1 protein-coding gene is annotated in these 1,293 nt (G+C 67.9%); it reads left to right on the plus strand.

What is annotated here, in order from left to right; all coding sequences use genetic code 11:
- The first annotated feature begins 3 nt into the window (after window positions 1-3).
- Window positions 4-1,293 carry an isocitrate lyase gene (gene aceA / locus AC5RWT_RS37485; RefSeq protein ID WP_494084634.1) on the plus strand — a complete coding sequence of 430 codons (1,290 nt, stop codon included), beginning with the start codon at window positions 4-6 and terminating at the stop codon, window positions 1,291-1,293.

The following is a 1,293-nucleotide window of genomic DNA, read 5'->3' on the forward strand; positions in this document are numbered from 1 at the left end:
CCGATGAACGCTGAGGAAGCGGCCAAGGCACTGGAGCTCGAGTGGGCCGCCGATTCCCGCTGGGAGGGCATCACTCGCGACTACACCGCAGCGGATGTCGTCCGCCTCCGCGGCCGGGTCCAGGAAGAGCACACGCTGGCCAAGCGCGGCGCGCAGAAGCTATGGAAGCAGCTCACCGAGGAAGCCGCCGAGGGCCGCTACACCAACGCGCTCGGCGCCCTGACCGGCAACCAGGCGGTGCAGCAGGTCAAGGCCGGGCTGCGCGCCATCTACCTCTCCGGCTGGCAGGTGGCCGCGGACGCGAACCTCTCCGGCCACACCTACCCGGACCAGTCGCTGTACCCGGCGAACTCGGTGCCGCAGGTGGTCCGCCGGATCAACAACGCGCTGCTGCGGGCCGACCAGATCGAATTTTCCGAGGGCATCCAGACGGTCGAGGACTGGCTGGTGCCGATCGTGGCCGACGCCGAGGCCGGCTTCGGCGGCCCGCTGAACGCCTACGAGCTGATGAAGTCCATGATCGCCTCCGGCGCCTCGGGCGTGCACTGGGAGGACCAGCTGGCCAGCGAGAAGAAGTGCGGCCACCTGGGTGGCAAGGTGCTGATCCCCACCGCGCAGCACATCCGCACGCTAAACGCGGCCCGGCTGGCCGCCGACGTGGCCGGCACGCCGTCGGTCATCATCGCCCGCACCGACGCGGAGGCGGCCACGCTGATCACCTCCGACGTGGACGAGCGCGACCGCGAGTTCATCACCGGCGAGCGCACCCCGGAGGGCTTCTACAAGGTCCGCAACGGAATTGAACCGTGCATCGCCCGGGCCAAGGCCTACGCCCCGTACTCGGACCTGATTTGGATGGAGACCGGCACCCCGGACCTGGAGCTGGCCCGCAAGTTCGCGGAAGCGGTCAAGGCCGAGTTCCCGGACCAGATGCTCTCCTACAACTGCTCGCCGTCCTTCAACTGGAAGAAGCACCTGGACGACGCGACCATCGCCAAGTTCCAGCGCGAGCTCGGGGCGATGGGCTTCACCTTCCAGTTCATCACCCTGGCCGGCTTCCACGCCCTGAACTACTCGATGTTCGACCTGGCCCACGGCTACGCCCGGGACGGGATGAGCGCCTACGTCGAACTGCAGGAGCGCGAATTCGGCGCCGAAGACCGCGGCTACACCGCAACCAAGCACCAGCGCGAAGTGGGCACCGGCTACTTCGACACCATCTCCACTGCCCTCAACCCCAACGGCAGCACCCTGGCACTGGTCGGCTCCACCGAAGAGGGCCAGTTCCACTAA

It is taken from the genome of Arthrobacter sp. Dra40, assembly GCF_059091905.1.